We start from the raw sequence: 20564 nt of genomic DNA on the forward strand, positions 1-20564 counted from the left end.
ATGCTGGACTTTGTTCAGCAGCTCGTCAGCGGCATTGCGCTCGGCTGCGTTTACGGCCTGATCGCGCTCGGCTTCGTGCTGGTCTACAAGGCAACCGAGGTCGTCAATTTCGCGCAAGGCGATTTGATGATGCTGGGCGGGTTTTTCGCCTTCACCTTCATCGGCATGCTCGGGCTGAATTACTGGGTCGGCTTCGCCGGCGCGGTGATCTGCATGGCGCTGTTCGGCATGCTGGCCGAGCGGCTCGTGGTGCGGCCGATCCTCGGTTATCCGCAGTTCTCCATCATCATGGCGACGATCGGGCTCGGCTATTTCCTGCGCTCGGTTGCCGGCATGATCTGGGGCACCGACGACTTCAAGATCGAAACGCCGTTCAGCCAGGGCGTCTTGCGGATCGGCAGCCTGGTGCTCGCCTATGACAAGCTGTCGGTGATCGCGGCGACCATCATCCTGTGCGCGCTGCTCTACCTGTTCTTCAACCGCACCACGCTCGGCACCGCGATGCGCGCCAGTTCCGAGAACATGCTGGCTGCCTATTACATGGGCATCCCGGTCAAGCGCGTGGTCTCGATCGTCTGGGCGATCTCGGCGGCGGTGGCGACCTGCGCTGGCGTGCTGCTGGCGCCGATCACCTTCATCCATTCCAATGTCGGCCTGGTGCTGGGGCTGAAGGCGTTTCCCGCCGCGGTGCTCGGCGGCTTCGGCTCGATCCCCGGTGCGGTGGTCGGCGGCGTGCTGATCGGCGTGATCGAGAGCATGGCCGGCTTCTACCTGCCGCAGGGATGGAAGGACGTCGCACCCTACATCGTGCTGCTCGCGGTGCTGCTGCTCAAGCCCGAAGGCCTGTTTGGCCTTCATGTGCGCAAGAAAGTCTGAGGAGGAAGCATGCGGTTTCTCTTCAAGACCGACTATGAAGACGACATCAGGCTGTTTCCGCATTCCGGCTACGTCTATTCCTACGGCCTGCTGCTGGCGGTGCTACTGATCGCGCCCTATGTACTCTCGAGCTATCTGATGAGCCAGCTGGTCTTCGTCTGCATCTACGCGACGGTCGGCGTCGGGCTCTTGATCCTGACCGGCTTCACCGGACAGGCCTCGCTCGGCCATGCCGCGTTTCTGGCGATCGGCGCCTACACCGCGGCCTATCTGCAGCAATTCAACGTGCCGTTTCCGGTGTACTTCCTCGCTGCCGGGCTGTTGACCGGCGTCGTCGGCGCGCTGGTCGGATTTCCGGCGCTGCGGCTGCAAGGCATCTATCTCGTGATTGCCACGATCTCGTTTGCCTTCATCGTCGAAGAGATCATGGCGCGCTGGGAAAGCGTGACCAACGGCAATGAGGGCATGCGGGTCAAGACCATGCAGCTCTTCGGCATCACGGTGTCGCGCGACGGCCCGACCTTCTATTATCTCTGCCTCGCGGTGCTGGTGCTGACCATCGTCGGGACACTCAACCTGTTGCGCTCGCCGACCGGGCGCGCCTTCGTCGCGATCCGCGACAGCGAGACTGCGGCGCGCAGCATGGGGATCAATGTCGCGCTCTACAAGGTGAAGTCGTTCGCGATCTCGGCGGCGATCACCGGATTCGCCGGCGTGCTGTTCGCCCACAAGCTGTCCTTCATCTCGCCCGAGATGTTCACGCTGCAGCTCTCGATCGAGTTCATCATCGTGATCCTGATCGGCGGCACGTTCAGCCTGCATGGTGCGGTGCTGGGCGCGATCTTCCTGGTCATGATCGATCCGTTCCTGACCTATCTGAAGGACGACATGCCCGGCGTGATCGCGGGCGCTGCGGCCACGCTGGGCGCCGGCGCCGAGCGCGCAGGCCACATCCAGGATGCGGTCGCGGCCTTTGCTTCCGCCAACGGACTCAAAGGCGCGATCTACGGCATCATCATCGTGGTGTTCGTGCTCTTCGAGCCCTTGGGGCTTTATGGCCGCTGGCTCAAGATCAAGCTCTTCTTCCAGCTGTTCCCGCTCTACAAGCGCGCGACCTTCAAGCGGCAGAAGATCTACGTGAAATCGGAGCGGAATCGATGAGCTATTTCCGCGCCGAGAACCTGTCGCTGCATTTCGGCGGCCTCAAGGCGGTCGATGCCGTCAGCTTCGCGGTCGAGAAGGGCGAGATCCTCTCGATCATCGGGCCGAATGGCGCCGGCAAGAGCTCGATCTTCAACCTGATCTCGCGCATCTATCCGCCGACCTCGGGCAAGATCTTCTTCGAGGATCAGGACATCACCCAACAGCCGGCCTACGACATCGCGAAGCTCGGCATCGCGCGCACCTTCCAGAACATCGAGCTGTTCGAGAATGCGACCGTGCTGAGCAATCTCCTGGTCGGCCGCCATCGCCATTCCACGACGCAGCTCTGGCAGGAGCTGTTGTTCCTGCCGAGCGTCCGCGCCGGCGAGAAGGCGCACCGCCGCCGGGTCGAGCAGGTGATCGAATTCCTCGATCTCGAGCCCTACCGCGACAAGCTGATCTCGGGCCTGCCCTACGGCGTGCGCAAGGTGATCGAGCTGGCGCGGGCGCTGTGCTCGGAGCCGAAGCTGATTCTGCTCGACGAGCCGTCGTCCGGCCTCAATGTCGAGGAGACCGACGACATGTCGTTCTGGATCCGCGACATGAAGAGCGAGCTCGGCATCACCGTGCTGATGGTCGAGCACGACATGACGCTGGTCAACCGCGTCTCGGACCGCGTCATCGCGCTGAACTACGGCCGGGTGCTGGCGATGGGTTCGCCCTCGGAGGTGCAGCACCATCCCGACGTCGTCGCCGCGTATCTGGGCGCATGAGGATGACGCCATGAGCACGCCGGACATCATCCTGAAGCTCTCCAACATCGAAAGCTATTACGGGCCGATCATGGCCATCCGCGGTATCAGCCTCGAGGTGCCGCGCGGCCGGATCGTGACGCTGCTCGGCGCCAACGGCGCCGGCAAGACCACGGTGCTGAAGACCATCTCCGGCATTCTCGACCCGCAGAAGGGATCGATCGAATTTTTGGGCAAGCCGATCCAGCGCATGGAGGCCGACCGGATCGTGCGGCTCGGCCTCAGCCATGTGCCTGAGGGACGCGAGGTGTTTCCGTTCCTGTCGGTGCGCGAGAACCTGATGATGGGCGCCTATCTGCGCAAGGACCGCGACGGCGTGGCGCAGGACCTCGAACGCGTCTACGGCTATTTTCCGCGGCTGAGGGAGCGGCTCGGCCAGCCGGCCGGCCAGCTTTCGGGCGGCGAGCAGCAGATGCTGGCGATCGGGCGCGCGCTGATGAACCGGCCGACGCTGCTGCTGCTTGACGAGCCGTCGCTTGGGCTGTCGCCGATCCTGGTGAAGGAGATCTTCACCATCATCCGCCGCGTCAACGAGGAGCAGGGCATGTCGATCCTGCTGGTCGAGCAGAATGCCAAGATCGCGCTGGAGACGGCCCATTACGGCTATGTGCTGGAGATCGGCCGCGTCGTCATGAACGACACCTGCGAGCGGCTGATGAATTCACCAGATATCCAGGAGTTCTATCTCGGCGCCAAGGAAGCCGGCGCCCGGGGTGAGCGGCGCTGGAAAAAGAAGAAAACCTGGCGCTAGGAAGGTTGGCGTCGACGAAAGTCGACGCTGCGCTGCGAGAGAGTTGGAGCTAGATTTCAGGCCTGTTTCGCAAACAAGACCGGCGCCCGAGCCGGCGCGTGAAACAAGCGGCAGAGGAGGGAGCGCGCATGGCAGGACCAGCGGTGCTGACGGTTGCCGACACGATCGCGCGGAGCTTTCTGCTCGCGGTGCAAACGCGTGGCGACAGGCCCGCGATCCGCGAGAAGAAGTTCGGCATCTGGCAGCCGACCAGCTGGCGCGAATGGCTGCAGATATCCAAGGACATCGCCTTCGGCCTGCATGCGACCGGCTTCCGCCCCGGCGACGTCGCCTCGATCATCGCCAATGCGGTGCCGGAATGGGTCTATGCCGACATGAGCATCCTGTGCGCCGGCGGCGTGTCGTCCGGCATCTATCCGACCGATTCCGCAGCGCAGGTCGAATATCTCGTCAATGATTCCCGCACCCGGGTGATCTTCGTCGAGGACGAGGAGCAGCTCGACAAGGTGCTGGCCTGCCGGTCGCGCTGTCCGACGCTGGAAAAGATTGTCGTGTTCGACATGGAGGGCCTCTCCGGCTTCTCCGACCCGATGGTGCTGTCGCTCGCCGAATTCGCGGCACTCGGCCGCAATCATGCACAAGGCAATGACGCCTTGTGGGACGAGATGACCGGCAGCGGCACCGCCTCCGATCTCGCGATCCTGGTCTACACCTCGGGCACCACGGGCCCGCCCAAGGGCGCGATGCATTCCAACCGCAGCGTGACGCACCAGATGCGCCATGCCAATGATCTCTATCCCTCGACCGACAGCGAGGAGCGGCTGGTGTTCCTGCCGCTCTGCCACGTCGCCGAGCGGGTCGGCGGCTATTACATCTCGCTCGCGCTCGGCTCGGTGATGAATTTTGCCGAGAGCCCGGAGACCGTGCCGGACAATCTGCGCGAGGTGCAGCCGACCGCGTTCCTTGCGGTGCCCCGGATCTGGGAGAAGTTCTATTCCGGCATCACCATCGCGCTGAAGGACGCGACCCCGTTCCAGAACTGGATGTACGCCCGCGCGCTCGCGATCGGCAATCGGATGACCGAGTATCGCCTGGACGGCGAGATGCCGCCGCTGTCGCTGCGGCTCGCCAACCACGCTGCCTACTGGCTGGTGTTCCGCAACATCCGTCGCATGCTCGGGCTCGACCGCTGCCGGATCGCGTTGACCGGCGCTGCACCTATCTCGCCGGATCTGATCCGCTGGTATCTCGCGCTCGGTATCGACATGCGCGAGGTCTACGGCCAGACCGAGAATTGCGGCGTTGCGACCATGATGCCGGCCGACCGCATCAAGCTCGGCTCGGTCGGCAAGGCCGCGCCCTGGGGCGAGGTGATGATCTGTCCGAAGGGCGAGATCCTGATCAAGGGCGACTTCCTGTTCATGGGGTATCTCAACCAGCCGGAGAAGACCGCCGAGACGATCGACGCAAAGGGCTGGCTGCACACCGGCGACGTCGGCGCGATCGACAATGAAGGCTATGTCAAGATCACCGACCGGATGAAGGACATCATCATCACCTCCGGCGGCAAGAACGTCACGCCGTCCGAGATCGAGAACCAGCTCAAATTCTCGCCCTATGTCTCGGACGCGGTCGTGATCGGCGACAAGCGGCCGTATCTCACCTGCCTGATCATGATCGATCAGGAGAATGTCGAGAAATACGCCCAGGACCAGGACATTCCGTTCACCAATTACGCGAGCCTGTGCCGGGCCCGCGAGATCCAGGACCTGATCCACCGCGAGGTCGAGGCGGTCAACGCGAAGTTCGCGCGCGTCGAGACCATCAAGAAATTCTACTTGATCGAGCGCCAGCTGACGCCCGAGGACGAGGAACTGACGCCGACCATGAAGCTGAAGCGCAGCTTCGTGAACAAGCGCTACGCGGCCGAGATCGACGCCATGTATGGCGCGCGGGCGGTCGCATAGCCGGCGGAAAGGGAATTGGCGAAGGAGCGAGCAGGCCCGACCCTTCGCCCAACATGGGCCGTTGTGTAAGGAGGAGACTGCAATGTCGAAATCGCTGAAGGCGCTGGGCCTTGCGGTGAGCGCGCTGGCGCTGACCTGTCTGTCGGCCGCAGCCCAGACCAAGGTCACCAATGAAGGCATCTCACCGACCGAGATCGTGATCGGAACGCATCAGGATTTGTCCGGCCCGATCAAGGTCTGGGGCGTTCCGGTGTCGAACGGCATGAAGATGGCGGTTGAGGAGATCAACGCCGGCGGCGGCATCAACGGCCGCAAGATCAAGATGATCCTGGAGGACAACGGCTACGACCCGAAGAAGGCCGTGCTGGCCTCGCAGAAGATGGTCGAGCGCGACAAGGTGTTCGCGATGATCGGCCCGATGGGGTCGCCGACCGTGCTTGCGGCGCAGGATATCCTGTTCGATGCGGGCGTGCTGCAGCTGTTCCCGCTGACCGCCGCCGAATTCACCTTCAAGTTCGATCCCGCCAAGCCGCAGGAGCGGCTGAAGTTCAACAACCTCCTGCCTTATGTCGAGAGCACGCGCGCCGCGCTCAAATACATGATGGAATGGAAGAACTTCAAGAAGCCCTGCATCATGCACCAGGACGACGAGTACGGAAAGAACGTGCTCGACGGCTTCACCCAGCAGCTCGGCGCGATGAAGGTGCCGCCGGCCTCGGTCACGAGCTACAAGCGCGGCGCCTCCGACTTCTCGGCGCAGGTTGCCAAGATGAAGTCCGACGGCTGCGATCTCGTCGTGCTCGGCACCGTGATCCGCGAAACCATCGGCGCGATGAACGAGGCCAGAAAGCTCGGCTGGGACGTGACCTTCCTCGGCGCCACCCCGACCAACGTGCTCGAAGTGCCGGCGCTCGGCAAGGAGGCCGTCGAAGGGCTCTACGCCGCCTCGGGCTTCGAGATTCCCTATGAGGACACTGCCAAGGGCAAGGTGAAGGACTGGCTGGTCAACTACAAGAAGATGTTCAACACCGACGCCAACACCCAGGCGATCATCGGCTACAACGCGGTGATGACCTTCGCCTTCTACGCGCAGAAGGCGGGCAAGGATCTCACCGGCCAGAAGATGCTCGACGCGCTGGAGTCAGGCGACAAGTTCCTCGACATCTTCAGCTCGCCGCCGACCAGGTTCTCCAAGACCGATCATCTCGCCAACACCATCACCCAGGTGCAGCAGGTCAAGGGTGGCCGCTGGGTTCTGGTGAAAGACAATCTGATGTTCTGAAGCGCAGTTCGAGCTGGCCGTCATTGCGAGCCACCCGGTCGGCGCGAAGCGCCGCCGGATGACAGGCTCCGCGAAGCAATCCATCATTCCGCAAGCGCGGCGGCATGGATTGCTTCGTCGCTTCGCTCCTCGCAATCACGACTTACGGCCGTTACGTCCCGTAGCGATCAATTCACCGCGCAGCAGGCCGCCACGCGGCTTCGGTGACCAGCGGCGCATCGACGTAGCGGCTGACGCCATTCTGGTCGATCACGAAGGTCGGCCGGAAACTCCTGATGTCGCTGTCCTCGATCATCGCCATGCGGCGATTGTCGAGCATCAGCCAGTGGCCGTCGAGCCGCGCCGCGACCACGGCATGGTCCTCGCCGCCGGGCAGGTCATGCATGACGACGATGCGCAAATCGTCCGGCGCGACGCCGGCCTTGCGCAGCGCCACGAATTTCGCGATCGCATAGTCCTCGCAATCGCCGCTGCCGCGCGCGAAGGTGGCGAGCGGCGTGGCCCAGACGTCGGGCTCGCCGTAGGTTGCAAGATCGCTGCCCGGACGGATCGCAAGGTTGATCGCGCGGTTGATTTCGCCCAGCCGCGCGCGCCTTGGCGCGCCCGTCCGGCATCGACGATCGCCAGGAACCGCAGCGCCTCCGGCGACGCGCAGCCGGCGCGATCGCTCTCGCAGTCTGCGAGTTGCACCAGTTCGCCGGCGAGCTGGCGCTGCACGCCGAGCCATTTATCGTAAAGGCCGCCGCCGGCAAGCAGGCTGGTGGCCAGACCGAACGGCTCGATTGATTTTCTGATCAGCGACGACGGGCCGGGCGAAAGTATCGAGGCGGCATTGAGCTCGGTGACCGACGCCGCGAGCACCAACCCGAAGCCCAACATGACGGAACGCAGCGCAAACGAGCGAAGCGAGAATCCCATGTGACACCCCCTGTCCGCTCATCGGCGGGTGGACACTACACCGCACACGCGACCGGATCGTTTCATGCGCGAGCATGGCCAACGATCCCTTCGAATCGACTTAAGATGTGGGCAATCCGGACGGCAGGCTGAAGGGCGTCTGCCCGGGGTCCCGAAAACTTTACCGGTTTGTGAAACGAACCGGCGAACCTTTTTCCACCGCGAAACGCCTCATGCTTGCTTTCTGGTTAACCCGGCCAGTCCGGGCACAGGATTGCTGCGATTTGTAAGCCAAGTCACAGCTTTAGCCGGAAAAATCGGGTCAAATGACCCCTCGGGGCTGTGGGGAAATAAAGGCAAGTAGAGAAATGCCAGTCAATACCACGAATACGTGGCTCAGTACGCATCTTGGCTCGAATCCCATCTCATGGTACCGTCAGTCAAGTTCTGACTACATAGCTCTTCCGAGAGTGAGCCAAGTCACACCCACCCAAATGGCGCGGCCAGCACACCTTGCGAAAGCAAAGGATGGTTTCGCCAAGCTTTATCCGATGATATGCAGGCGTAATCATTCGGATACTTTACCAATATTAACCCTCGTGCGGTGATCCGCAGTGAACTTCGTTGGGAAATTCGACGGCCATTCGCCGAGCGTGGACGCTTATGTCCGCGGCTCGGCATACGTCGAAAGTGTTACCTCGCATGCTCCTCCTGGCGCGATCACGGTCGACGACGGGCAATTGCTGTTCACCGGCGACTTCAAGCGGACCGGGCTTGATCTCGTCATCTCGAAGGACGATCGGGAACTCGTCCTGCGCGACTACTTCAAGGGCGAGAAGCACGCCGCCCTGGCATCGCCTGAAGGCGCGCATCTCACCGGCGACCTCGTCAACGCGCTCACTGGCTACACCCAATATGCGCAGGCCGGCGGCGCCGCCGAACCGGCCAAGGTCATTGGCCATGTCACCAAGTTGGCGGGCAGCGCCACCGCCATTCGCAACGGCGTCGCGATCGTCCTGAACCAGGGCGACGCCGTCAACAAGGGTGACGTGGTGCAGTCCGGCGGCGACTCGACGCTCGGCATCACCTTCATCGACGGCACCGTGTTCGGTCTCGGACCGAACGCCAAGATGGTGCTGAACGAGATGATCTATGACCCGAACGGGTCGAGCAATTCGTCGTTGATGAGCCTCGTCTCGGGCACGATCTCGTTCGTGGCCGGCGCCACCGCCAAGCACGGCGACATGAAGGTCGATACGCCGGTCGCGACCATGGGCATCCGCGGCACCGCGGTGCTGGTCGAGATCGATTTCGACGTCCAAGGCACCGGTGGCGTGCCGCCCGCCAAATTCCAGGTGCTGGTCGAACCCGATGGCAGCACCGGCTCCTACATCCTGTTCGACAAGACGACGCTCAATCCGATCGCAACCGTCGACCAGGCCGGCACCCAGACCATCGTCAACGGCCAGGGCAGCGTCAGCTTCGTCTCGTCGGCGCAACTGTCGACCGACGCGCAGAAGCTGATCTCCGATGTCTTCGCGTTGAAGTTCACCGACAATTCGAATCCAAACACCAAGCTGACGACGAATTTCACGGACAGCATCGTCCCGTTCACGACCATCCTCAAGCTCGCTACCGGCGACGCTGTCGTGCCGACAAGCTTTCTGCTGGGTTTGACCAACGATACCCAGTCACAGGCTGCGCCCGGCAGGTCCGACCATATCCCCGGGGCGCCGCATGTCGTGACACAGGATGGTGCGTTCGCCGAACTGCCCGGGCAGACCCATAGCGGGCAGCCCGACACGGTGACCGGCCAGATCACATGGGTGGACGTCAATCTCGGCGACAAGCCGACCGCGACGGTCAGTTTCAATTCGTTCAGCTACCGGGACGCCAGCGGCCACGACGTGACTTCGTCGCTGACGGCGGCGGAGCGCGCGGCCATCAATGCCGTCGAGATCCCGCTGCTGCTCGACCCCAATCCGCAGAACACCAACATCGGCTCGGCGAGCTGGACCTACAGCCTTGCCGACGGCGCGTTCGACTTTCTGGCCGCCGGCGAGACGCTGACGCTGACCTATCTCGTGCGCGTCGATAACAACTACCAGCTGAGCAACGAGACCGGCTTCAAGACCATCACCATCACGATCACCGGCACCAATGACACGCCGGTCGTGACGTCCGCGGCGCAGGTCGGCTCGATCACCGAACTCCCGTGGACGACGAATTCCGCCGCGCCGGATGCGGCGCACGGCACCGTGACGTTTACCGATGCTGACCTCACCGACACGCACTCGGTCACCATCACCGGCGTCACCGAGGCCGGCGTTACCAGCGGACTTGCCAACCAGGCCACCGTGCTGAGCTGGCTGTCGCTGGGCGCACTGACCGATTCGACCGATGGCGTGACCGGATCGCGCTCCTGGACGTTCTCGGCCGCCGACAAGAGTTTCGACTATCTCGCCGTTGGCGAGACGCTGACGCTGATCTACACGGTCCAGATCGATGACCATCATGGCGGCGTCGTCACGGTCCCCGTCACGATCACGATCGTTGGCACCGATGACAAGCCGGTGATCACCTCGCCGACCCAGGCGGCTGCCATCACCGAGACCGAAGGGGTGACCGGTTCGACGAAGCCGGATACCGCGTCCGGTACGGTCACCTTCACCGACGTCGATCTCAGCGACACCCACAGCATCACCGTGGCCGGGGTCACCGAAACGGGCGTGACCAAGGGGCTTCCCGATCAGGCGACGATACTGAGCTGGATATCGCTCGGCGTCCTGAAGGATTCGACCGGCGGCGTGACCGGATCGAGCGGCTGGACGTTCTCGGCCGCCGACAAGAATTTCGACTATCTCGCTGCCGGCGAGAAGCTGACGCTGAGCTACCTGATCCAGGTCGACGACCATCATGGCGGCGTCGTCACCCAGCCCGTGACGATCACCATCACGGGCACCAACGACGTCCCGACGTTTACGTCGGAACCGCCGATGGCGACCATTGCCGAGCAACCCGACACGACGGGTTCATCGAAGCCGGACGTCGCCCAGGGCGTAGTGGCGTTTGCCGACGTCGATCTCAGCGACACTCACTCCGTGTCGATCACCGGCGTGGCGGAAACCGGAACGACCACGGGCCTGCCCGAGGACGAGTCGACGGTCCTGAACTGGCTCTCGCTGGGGACGCTGACCGATTCGACCGGCGGGGTGGCCGGATCGCAGGCCTGGACCTTCTCGGCTGCCGACAAGAATTTCGATTATCTTGCCGCCGGCGAGACGCTGACGCTGACCTACACCGTCAAGATCGACGACCATCATGGCGGCGTGATCAGCGAACCGGTGACGATCACGATTACCGGCAGCAACGATGCGCCAATTGTCACCTCGGCACCGCAGGCGGCCACCATTGCCGAGCAACCCGACACGACCGGTTCATCCAAGCCGGACAGCGCATCGGGCACGATGACGTTCACCGACGTGGACCTCAGCGACATCCACTCCGTCACCATCACCGGCGTGGCGGAAACCGGGGCGGCCACGGGTTTGCCCGAGGACACGTCCACCGTCCTGAACTGGCTGTCGCTGGGCACGTTGACGGATGCCACCAATGGCGCGACGGGATCGTCCACCTGGACCTTCTCGGCCGCGGACAAGAATTTCGATTATCTCGCCGTCGGCGAGACGCTGACGCTGACCTACACGATCCAGGTCGATGACCATCATGGCGGCGTCATCACCACGCCTGTGACCATCACGATCAACGGCGCCAACGACGCGCCGACGCTCGCGGACGTCAATGCCGGCACGCTCACCGATACCGCGGCCTATGACACGTTCAGCCCGCTGACCGGCACGCTGCACGGCCATGACGTCGACGATGGTGAGACCGCGACGCTGACCTACGCCGGCCTCAATTCGGACCACGTTGCCGTCAATTCGGCCATCACGGGCCTCTACGGCTCGCTCACGGTCAATAAGGACGGCACCTACAGCTATGTTCCCAATGATGCCGCGATCAACGCGTTGGCCAAGGGGACTTATGCCGACACGTTCACTGTCGAGACGATCGACGCGCACGGCGCGGCCGGGACCGCGACGTTGACGATCGATGTCGTCGGCGCCAATGACGCGCCCGTGATTCATACCGATAACGTCACCATCGTCGAAAATGCCAACGGGACCGAGACAATCTCCGGCCTGACCGTGACGGACGTCGATGCAACCGCTGTCGAGAATTTCACCCTGGCGGCCACGACGGCCGGTTCAGGCAGCAGCGTGACGCCACCAGCGCAGGCCGGCCACCTGGCGGATATCAACGCAGCCCTCTCATCGTCGGTCCTCACCTATCACCCGGGCACCGCGCCGACCGACACGGTCACGCTCTCCGTGACCGACGGCAATGGCGCGAGCGATACGGTCAACCTGATCTTCAACGTTCAGCAAAACCCGACCGCGCCGGTGACACTCACGAGCACCGCCGGCAAGGACGTGCTGTTCGGGACGGCGGGTTACCAGGACCAGTTTGTGTTCGCGGCGAACTTCAGCCACGACACGATCATGAATTTCAAGCCCGGCCTCGACCATATCGACCTCACCGCTGTCGTCTCGACCAGCAGCGTCGATACCTGGATCAGCCAGCACGTCGCGCAATCGCCGACCAACGCGGCGGATACGCTGATCACCATCGACAGCGCGGATACCATTACGCTGCGCAACGTCACGCCCTCGGAGCTTGGCCACAACGACTTCCTGCTTCACGTCACCTGAAGGATCTCCTGGCCGCGCTGCCAGAGGCGGTGCATTTGACCGGGCTGATTGTGCATTGCGCAGCTTGCGGCGATTGGAACAACTCCGCGCGCGTGATATCCAGACGGCATGAGACGGCTGAAGGCGATACGAAGGTGGTTCGGACGGCGCTTCGGTTATGCGCGGCTGGCCTGCGTCGGGCTGCTGATCGGCCTCGCCGCGCTGCGGGTCGTGGATCCGGCTCCGGTGCAGGAGCTTCGCGTCCGGACGTTCGACACGTTCCAGGTGATCGAGCCGCGCCGGAAGACCGCGCGGCCGGTCACCATCGTCGATATCGACGAGAAGAGCCTCGCCGATACCCGGCTCGGGCAATGGCCCTGGCCGCGAACGCGGCTCGCCGACATCGTCACCAATCTCACCCGGCTCGGCGCCGTGGTGATCGCGTTCGACGCGGTGTTCTCCGAGCCGGATCGCCTCAACCCCGATATCGCGGCCGATACGTTCAGTAATCTCGACGAGGAAATGCGGGCCAGGCTGCGGCAGTTGCCGAGCAACGACAGCATCTTCGCCGAGGCCATCAGAAGCTCGCGCGTGGTGCTCGGCGAATCCGGTGGCCCCAACGTGCGCGCCGACCTCAATGAAAGGCTTCCGGTCACCGGGCTTGCGACGCTCGGCGAGGAGCCGCAGCCCTTTATGTTCATGTTTCCGGGGTTGCTGCGCAACGTGCCGGTGCTGGAGGAGGCCGCCGCAGGCCGCGGCCTGTTCACGATCAGGCCGGAGCGCGACGGCATCGTGCGCCGCGTCCCGATGATCATGGTGGCGCAGGGCATCACTATGCCGTCCCTGAGCTTCGAGATGCTGCGGGTGGCGAGTGGTTCGGGCACTATCCTGATCAAGACCGACAAGGCCGGTATCCAGAGTCTCGGCCTCAAGGGCTTTGCGATCCCGACCGATCTCCACGGCCAGCTCTGGATTCACTACGCGCGCCGCGACCCCTCGATCTATGTCTCGGCCGTCGACGTGCTGGATGGGCGCGTCCCGCCGGACCGGATCGCCGGCAAGCTGATCCTGATCGGCACCTCCGCGGTCGGGCTCAACGACATCAAGACCACGCCGGTGACGCCGGCGATGCCCGGTGTCGAGGTTCATGCCCAGGTGTTGGAGAGCGCGCTGACCGGCGACGTCGTTTCGCAGCCGAACTACGGCATCGGCATCGAGTTTTTCGCCGCGCTGATCATGGGGCTCCTGGTCATCGCCTTCGCGCCGAAGTTCGGTCCGATCACGCTCGTCGTGGTCGGCGGGATGTTCGCCTCGGTACTGACCGGCACGTCCTGGTACTTCTACTCCCAGCACCGGCTCCTGATCGATTTCACCTATCCGCTGATGTCGACCACGGCGATCTACCTGACGCTGATCTTCTCCGCCTTCGTGCGCGAGCAGCAGCAGCGCCGGCAGATCAGGTCGCAGTTCGTGCAGTACATGTCGCCGGCGCTGGTCGAGCAGCTTGCCAACGCGCCGGAACGGCTCGTGCTCGGCGGCGAGGAGCGCGAGATGACCATCATGTTCTCGGACATGCGTGGCTTCACCTCGATCTCGGAAACCTACAAGAGGGATCCGCAGGGCCTCACGGCGCTGATGAACCGCTTTCTCACCCCGCTCACCAACGCGATCCTCGCGCGCAAAGGCTATATCGACAAATATATGGGCGACGCCATCATGGCGTTCTGGAATGCGCCGCTCGACGACAAGCAGCACCACCTCAACGCCTGCGAGGCCGCGCTCGACATGCTGGAGCGCGTCGACCAGCTCAACGAGACGCGCGAGCAGGAGGCCAAGGACGGCGGTCACGTCTATGTCCCGCTCAACATCGGCGTCGGCCTCAACACAGGCACCTGCGTGGTCGGCAATATGGGATCCGATCTGAAGTTCAATTATTCGGTGCTCGGCGACAGCGTCAATCTAGCGGCGCGACTCGAGGGGCAGTCCAAGGAGTACGGCTTCCCGATCATCGTGGGATCGAAGACCGCGCTCGCGGTGAAGGAGAAGTTCGCGATCCTCGAGCTCGACTTCATCATGGTCAAGGGCAAGAAGGAGCCCGAGGTGATCTATGCGATCGCCGGCCGCGAGGACGTTGCCCAATCGGGCCGTTTCCAGCGGTTGCGCAACCTGACCATCGAGATGCTCGCCTGCTACCGCGGCCGTGATTGGGACGGCGCGCTGGCCGCGATCGAGCGTGGCCGCAAGACCGACGAGGCGCAGTCGTTGCAATACCTCTACCGTCTCTATGAGGCGCGCATCCGCGCCTTCCAGAAAGAGCCGCCGCCGGACGATTGGGACGGCGCCTTTGCGTTGACGACGAAATAGGCGCTAACCCTGCGTCGTCCCGGCTGACGACGAAAATAGACGCCACAAACCCGGCGTCGTCCCGGCGAAAGCCGGGACCCATAACCACGAATGGGTATTGTTAGAAAGCCGTCTGGCCGCGTGCCTGTTGCCACCGCCGCGGCGTATGGGTCCCGGCCTTCGCCGGGACGACGGCGGAGAGATTTGCGCGGCGACGGCCAACAAGCTTACTCCACCCCGATCTGCGTCAGATCCTGGAACCAGTGCTGCGCCTGCACGAAGGTTTTGACTTTCGGTGACAGCGCGTGCGGATTGGTGTCGTGCACCACCCACACCAGCGCGGCGTCGTCGACGATCAGCGCGTGCGCCTGCGCCAGCAGCGCATCCTGTTTCGTGCTGTCGAAGGTCTGTTTGGCCTCGTCGATCAGCGCGTCGACCTTCGGGTTCTTGTAGCCGCCCCAGTTGACGCCTGTCGGCGCCACCTGGCCGGAGTGGAAGAACCGCACGATGGCATACAGCGGATCCGACGTGACATAGGCGATGTTGTTGGCGGTGATGCCGGCGTTCATCTCGTCGGCTGCGCCCTTGCGCCAGTGCGAGTACAGCGTCTCGAGCTCCACGACCTTGAAGTCGATGTCGATGCCGATCTCCTTGAAGCTCTGCTGCAGGAATTCGTTCATCGGCAGCGACAGCATCTGCCCGGTGCCGCCCTGGGCGATGATGAAGGTGGTCTTCAGCGGCTTGTCCTTGGAGTAGCCGGCTTCCTCCACCAGCTTCTTGGCGGCCGCGAGGTCGTATTTCAGCTCGAAGGTCGGCCTGCCGAACCATGGGCTCGACGGGTCGACCTGGCCCTTGGCCGGCTTTGCCAATCCATTCATCAGTCCAACGACTGCGTCGCGGTCGATCGCGAGGTTGAGCGCCTTGCGCAGGCGGATGTCGGTCCAGGGCGAGCCCGGCAGCACGCTTAAGTGATAATTCCAGACATGCGGCGTCACGTTGTCGACGATCCTCATGCCGGCGGCCTTGAGCTGCGGCACGGCATCGGGCGCCGGCGTCTCGATCAGGTCGACCTGGCCGGCCAGCAGCGCGTTGGTGCGGGTGAGCGCCTCCGGCATCGGGATCAGGATCATCTTGTCGACCTTCGCGAGCCGCTTCTTGTCCCAATAGTCCGGATTCCTGGTCAGCTCGGCGAGCTCGCGCGGCACCAGCTTGGTCAGCTTGAACGGGCCGGTGCCGGAGGGCTGGCTGGCGAACTTGTCCCAGTCCTTGCCGAGCTTTTCATATTGCGCGGGGCTCGAGACCAGGAACCAGAGCATCTGGTAGGGGAAGAAGGAGTCGACCGTCTTGGTCGTGATCTCGATGGTCGCGTCGTCGATCTTGGCGTAGCTGGCGACAGAGGGCAGGCGGGTCTTGACCTGCGCGCTCTGCCGCTTGTCGAATTGCGGCGCCTTGTCGTTCAGCACCTTGTCGAGATTCCAGATCACGGCATCGGCGTTGAAGTCGCTGCCGTCGTGGAATTTCACACCCTTGCGCAGCGTGAAGCGCCACTTGGTCTTGTCGTTGTCGTCGACCTTCCATTCGGTCGCAAGCCCAGGCACCAGCTTGCCCGGCCGGTCGGCCACGTCCATCTCCCAGGCCACCAGCGGGTCGTAGATCGTGTAGGCCGTGAACTGATACGCGCCGGCGCCGCGGTCGGGCTGGCCCGTCGTCAGCGGAATGTCGGCCATCGAAATGCCGTAGCGCACAATGGACTCCGCTCGCGCGGATAAGGCAGGCCAGCCCGCAGTCAGGGCAAGCGCCATTGCCGCCATCAGGATCGAATTGCGCGCACGCATATTAAAGGCTCCGTTGGTGGGGAAGTCAGAGCCAAAACTTGCAAGCATGATGCCAGAATAGGCAGCATTGCCCCACCTTAGTCTAAGGTGGGAAGAAATGACGCGCCTAGCGGTAATTTGCTGAAGAACTATTCCCCTTGGCACAGGCATTGCATACGCTTGCCCAAGAAATAATCACCAAAATGTCACCAGACTCGAAGGGGCTGCTCAGATGCGTAACAGGAAGACCAATGCGACGGCGATCATGCTGGCGCTTGCGATTGCGACCGGTGTGCCGGCGATCGCCAGCGCAGAGACCGTGCTGCGTATTGGCATGACCGCTGCCGATATTCCGCGCACGCTCGGACAGCCTGACCAGGGTTTTGAGGGCAATCGCTTCACCGGACTGACGATGTATGACGCGCTGACGATGTGGGACCTGTCGTCGTCGGACAAGGCGAGCGCGCTGATCCCAGGCCTGGCGACCGAATGGAAGGTCGACGATGCCGACAAGACCAAGTGGGTTTTCAAGCTGCGTCCCGGCGTCACCTTTCACGACGGCTCGCCGTTCAATGCCGACGCCGTGGTCTGGAACGTCGACAAGGTGCTCAAGCAGGACACACCACAATTCGATCCGAGCCAGGTCGGCGTCACCGCCTCGCGCATGCCGACGCTGGTCTCGGCGCGCAAGATCGACGACATGACGGTGGAGCTGACCACCAAGGAGCCGGACAGCTTCCTGCCGATCAACCTCACCAATCTGTTCATGGCGAGCCCGGCCAAGTGGCAGCAATTCTACGACAAGGCCGACGGGGCCGATGCCAAGGCGAAGTCGCAGGCCGCATGGGCCGCGTTCGCCAAGGACGCGTCGGGCACCGGTCCCTGGAAGATGTCGAGCTTCACCCCGCGCGAGCGGCTCGAGCTGGTGAAGAACGACAACTACTGGGACAAGGCGCGCGTGCCGAAGACCGACAAGATGGTGCTGCTGCCGATGCCGGAGGCCAATGCCCGCACCGCGGCACTGCTGTCCGGGCAGGTCAACTGGATCGAGGCGCCGGCGCCGGACGCGTTGCCCGAGATCAAGCAGCGTGGCTTCAATCTCTATTCCAACGAGGAGCCGCATGTCTGGCCCTGGCAGTTCTCGCGCCTCGAGGGCTCGCCGTGGAACGACATCCGCGTCCGCAAGGCCGCCAATCTCTGCGTCGATCGCGAAGGGCTGCGCGACGGGCTGCTCGCGGGCCTGATGGTGCCGGCCACCGGCACCTTCGAGCCCGGCCATCCCTGGCGCGGCAACCCGACCTTCCAGATCAAATACGACAAGCCGGCTGCGCAGAAGCTGATGCAGGAGGCGGGCTTCGGTCCGAACAAGAAGCTGACGGTCAAGATTCAGACGTCGGCGTCCGGCTCGGGCCAGATGCTGCCGCTGCCAATGAACGAGTATCTGCAACAGGCTTTGGCCGAGTGCTACTTCGATGTGCAGCTCGACGTCATCGAGTGGAATACGCTGTTCACCAACTGGCGGCGCGGCGCCAAGGATCCGTCGGCCAACGGATCGAATGCGACCAACGTCACCTATGCCGCGATGGATCCGTTCTTCGCGCTGGTGCGCTTCCTGCAATCGGGCATGGCGCCGCCGGTCTCGAACAATTGGGGCTTCATCAACAATCCGAAGTTCGACGAACTGGTGAAGAAGGCTCGCCAGACCTTCGAACCGGCGGCGCGTGACGCGGCGCTTGCCGAGCTGCACGCCGCCTCGGTCGACGATGCGGCGTTCCTCTACGTCGCTCACGACGTCGCGCCGCGCGCGATGAGCCCGAAAGTCAAGGGCTTCGTGCAGCCGAAGAGCTGGTTCGTCGACTTCTCGCCGGTGTCGGTCGTGCCGTGAGGCGCGCCGCGTAACGTGTACCCTCTCCCCTTGTGGGAGAGGGTGGCTTCGCTGAAAGCGAAGCCGGGTGAGGGGTTGCGTCCGCGGGCGATCCTCCTTGCTGTGCAATGACTGTATCCGCGGATAGAACCCCTCATCTGGCGCGCTTTGCGCGCCACCTTCTCCCACAAGGGGCGAAGGAAGAAAGAACACAACGTGCTTGCCTATACGTCCAGACGGATCGTCTACGTCATTCCGATCGTGCTCAGCGTTGCGCTGGTGTGCTTCCTCCTGGTGCACATCACGCCGGGAGATCCCCTGGTCGCGGTGCTGCCGGCCGATGCCTCGCAGGAGCTCGCCGCGCAACTGCGCAGCGCCTACGGCTTCGATCGCCCGTTGCCGGTGCAATTCGGCCTGTGGCTGTGGCGCGCGATCCATGGCGATCTCGGCAATTCGATCGCCACCGGGCGCCCAGTCCTGAGCGAGGTGATGCGCGCGGTCGGCAACACCGTGATGCTGGCGATCGCAGCCGCGATGATCGGCTTCACGCTCGGCCTGCTGTTCGGCCTGATCGCCGGCTACTTCCGCGACACCTGGGTCGACAAGGTCGCGACCTCGATTGCGATCGCCGGCGTCTCGCTGCCGCATTACTGGCTCGGCATGGTGCTGGTCATCATCTTCTCGGTACAGCTGAACTGGCTGCCCGCGGTCGGCGCCGGTCCCGGCGGCTCCGGCGCCTGGGCTTGGGACTGGGAGCATCTGCGCTATCTGGTGCTGCCGGCGATCACCACCTCGGTGATCCCGATGGGCATCGTCACACGCACGGTCCGCGCGCTGACCGGTGATATCCTGAGCCAGGATTTCGTCGAGGCGCTGCGCGCCAAGGGACTGCGCGAGACCGAAGTGTTCCGCCACGTCATCAAGAATGCCGCGCCGACCGCGCTCGCGGTGATGGGCCTGCAACTCGGCTACATGCTCGGCGGCTCGATCCTGATCGAGACGGTGTTCTCCTGGCCGGGTTCGGGGCTGCTCTTGAACTCGGCGATCTTCCAGCGCGATCTGCCGCTGTTGCAAGGCACGATCCTGGTGCTGGCGCTGTTCTTCGTGCTGCTCAATCTCCTGGTCGACATCGCGCAGGCCGCGATCGATCCGCGCATCAAGCGGAGCTAACCATGAGTGCAATGTCAGATACCGCATTGCAGGCCGCCCCCGCGAGCAAGGCGCGCGGCTACTGGGCGACCGTTGCCCGCCGCATCAGGCGCGACAAGGTCAGCATGGCCTGCGCCGTCATCCTGCTACTGATCTTTGCCTCGGCGCTGCTGGCGCCGTGGCTGCATCTCGCCGATCCCTATCAGGGCTCGATGATCCGCCGCCTCCGCCACATCGGCACACCGGGTTATCCGCTCGGCACCGACGAGCTTGGCCGCGACATGCTGGCGCGGCTGATCTATGGCGGGCGTCTTTCGCTGGTGATCGGTATCCTGCCCGTGGTCCTCGCCTTCATTATCGGCACTTCGCTCGGCCTGATCGCCGGCTACGTCGGCGGCAAGCTCAACACCGCGATCATGCGCACCGTCGACGTGTTCTATGCTTTCCCCTCGGTGCTGCTGGCGATCGCGATCTCGGGCGCGCTCGGCGCCGGCATCACCAATTCGATCGTGTCACTGACCATCGTGTTCGTGCCGCAGATCACCCGGGTCGCCGAGAGCGTCACCACCGGTGTCCGCAACATGGATTTCGTCGAGGCGGCGCGCGCCTCCGGCGCCGGTCCCTTCACCATCATGCGCGTGCACATGCTCGGCAATGTGCTCGGCCCGATCTTCGTCTACGCCACCGGCCTGATCTCGGTGTCGATGATCCTCGCCGCCGGTCTGTCCTTCCTCGGGCTCGGCACCAAGCCGCCGGAGCCGGAATGGGGCCTGATGCTGAATACGCTGCGCACCGCGATCTATGTCAATCCGTGGGTCGCGGCGCTGCCGGGCGCGATGATCTTCGCGGTCTCGATCTGCTTCAATCTGCTCAGCGACGGCATGCGCAGCGCCATGGACATCAGGAACTAGTGCG

General features: G+C 63.6%; 12 protein-coding genes and 1 pseudogene. 11 read left to right on the forward strand and 2 right to left on the reverse strand.

What is annotated here, in order from left to right:
• The 6 genes from H8A92_RS08270 to H8A92_RS08295 all read left to right on the forward strand — a co-directional run bounded on the left by H8A92_RS08270 (position 1) and on the right by H8A92_RS08295 (position 6831).
• On the forward strand, positions 1-876 hold the full coding sequence (locus H8A92_RS08270) for a branched-chain amino acid ABC transporter permease (RefSeq protein WP_021080282.1): 876 nt from the start codon (positions 1-3) through the stop codon (positions 874-876).
• A gap of 9 nt (positions 877-885) precedes the next feature.
• The gene (locus tag H8A92_RS08275; RefSeq protein ID WP_229195346.1) at positions 886-2037 is read left to right on the forward strand and encodes a branched-chain amino acid ABC transporter permease; all 1152 of its coding nucleotides are present in this window, start codon (positions 886-888) and stop codon (positions 2035-2037) included.
• Positions 2034-2792, forward strand: coding sequence for an ABC transporter ATP-binding protein (locus H8A92_RS08280; RefSeq protein WP_050403853.1), 759 nt, complete (start codon positions 2034-2036; stop codon positions 2790-2792). The genes H8A92_RS08275 and H8A92_RS08280 overlap by 4 nt, the downstream gene beginning before the upstream one ends.
• Before the next feature lie 10 nt (positions 2793-2802).
• Complete coding sequence (locus H8A92_RS08285) at positions 2803-3582, forward strand: ABC transporter ATP-binding protein (protein ID WP_229195347.1); 780 nt, start codon at positions 2803-2805, stop codon at positions 3580-3582.
• A gap of 128 nt (positions 3583-3710) precedes the next feature.
• Positions 3711-5549: an AMP-dependent synthetase/ligase gene (locus tag H8A92_RS08290; RefSeq protein ID WP_229195348.1), complete on the forward strand. Its 1839-nt coding sequence runs from the start codon at positions 3711-3713 to the stop codon at positions 5547-5549.
• An 82-nt stretch (positions 5550-5631) separates the two neighbouring features.
• The gene (locus tag H8A92_RS08295) at positions 5632-6831 is read left to right on the forward strand and encodes an ABC transporter substrate-binding protein (RefSeq protein WP_229195349.1); all 1200 of its coding nucleotides are present in this window, start codon (positions 5632-5634) and stop codon (positions 6829-6831) included.
• A gap of 172 nt (positions 6832-7003) precedes the next feature.
• On the opposite strand, the pseudogene H8A92_RS08300 reads toward H8A92_RS08295, so the two are convergent.
• Positions 7004-7749 (reverse strand): annotated as a pseudogene (locus H8A92_RS08300) (transglutaminase-like cysteine peptidase).
• Positions 7750-8342: 593 nt separating this feature from the next.
• Between H8A92_RS08300 and H8A92_RS08305 the strand changes: the two are divergent.
• Together H8A92_RS08305 and H8A92_RS08310 are read left to right on the forward strand one after the other, a co-directional pair.
• On the forward strand, positions 8343-12500 hold the full coding sequence (locus tag H8A92_RS08305) for a VCBS domain-containing protein (RefSeq protein ID WP_229195350.1): 4158 nt from the start codon (positions 8343-8345) through the stop codon (positions 12498-12500).
• Between the two features lie 108 nt (positions 12501-12608).
• Entirely contained in the window at positions 12609-14843 is a 2235-nt protein-coding gene (locus tag H8A92_RS08310) for a CHASE2 domain-containing protein (RefSeq protein WP_229195351.1), read from the forward strand.
• 206 nt (positions 14844-15049) lie between these two features.
• Here H8A92_RS08310 and H8A92_RS08315 read toward each other — a convergent pair whose 3' ends face one another.
• Positions 15050-16657 (reverse strand): ABC transporter substrate-binding protein, encoded by a 1608-nt coding sequence (locus tag H8A92_RS08315; RefSeq protein WP_229195352.1) that lies wholly within the window; start codon positions 16655-16657, stop codon positions 15050-15052.
• 211 nt (positions 16658-16868) lie between these two features.
• On the opposite strand from H8A92_RS08315, the gene H8A92_RS08320 reads away from it, so the two are divergent.
• The 3 genes from H8A92_RS08320 to H8A92_RS08330 all read left to right on the forward strand — a co-directional run bounded on the left by H8A92_RS08320 (position 16869) and on the right by H8A92_RS08330 (position 20560).
• Positions 16869-18521, forward strand: a complete 1653-nt coding sequence (locus H8A92_RS08320) for an ABC transporter substrate-binding protein (protein ID WP_420831300.1) — start codon at positions 16869-16871, stop codon at positions 18519-18521.
• A gap of 195 nt (positions 18522-18716) precedes the next feature.
• Positions 18717-19670, forward strand: a complete 954-nt coding sequence (locus tag H8A92_RS08325; protein WP_095731554.1) for an ABC transporter permease — start codon at positions 18717-18719, stop codon at positions 19668-19670.
• 2 nt (positions 19671-19672) lie between these two features.
• Positions 19673-20560, forward strand: a complete 888-nt coding sequence (locus H8A92_RS08330) for an ABC transporter permease (RefSeq protein ID WP_229195353.1) — start codon at positions 19673-19675, stop codon at positions 20558-20560.
• Positions 20561-20564 lie beyond the last annotated feature (4 nt).

The organism is Bradyrhizobium acaciae (assembly GCF_020889785.1).
Lineage (GTDB): Bacteria > Pseudomonadota > Alphaproteobacteria > Rhizobiales > Xanthobacteraceae > Bradyrhizobium > Bradyrhizobium acaciae.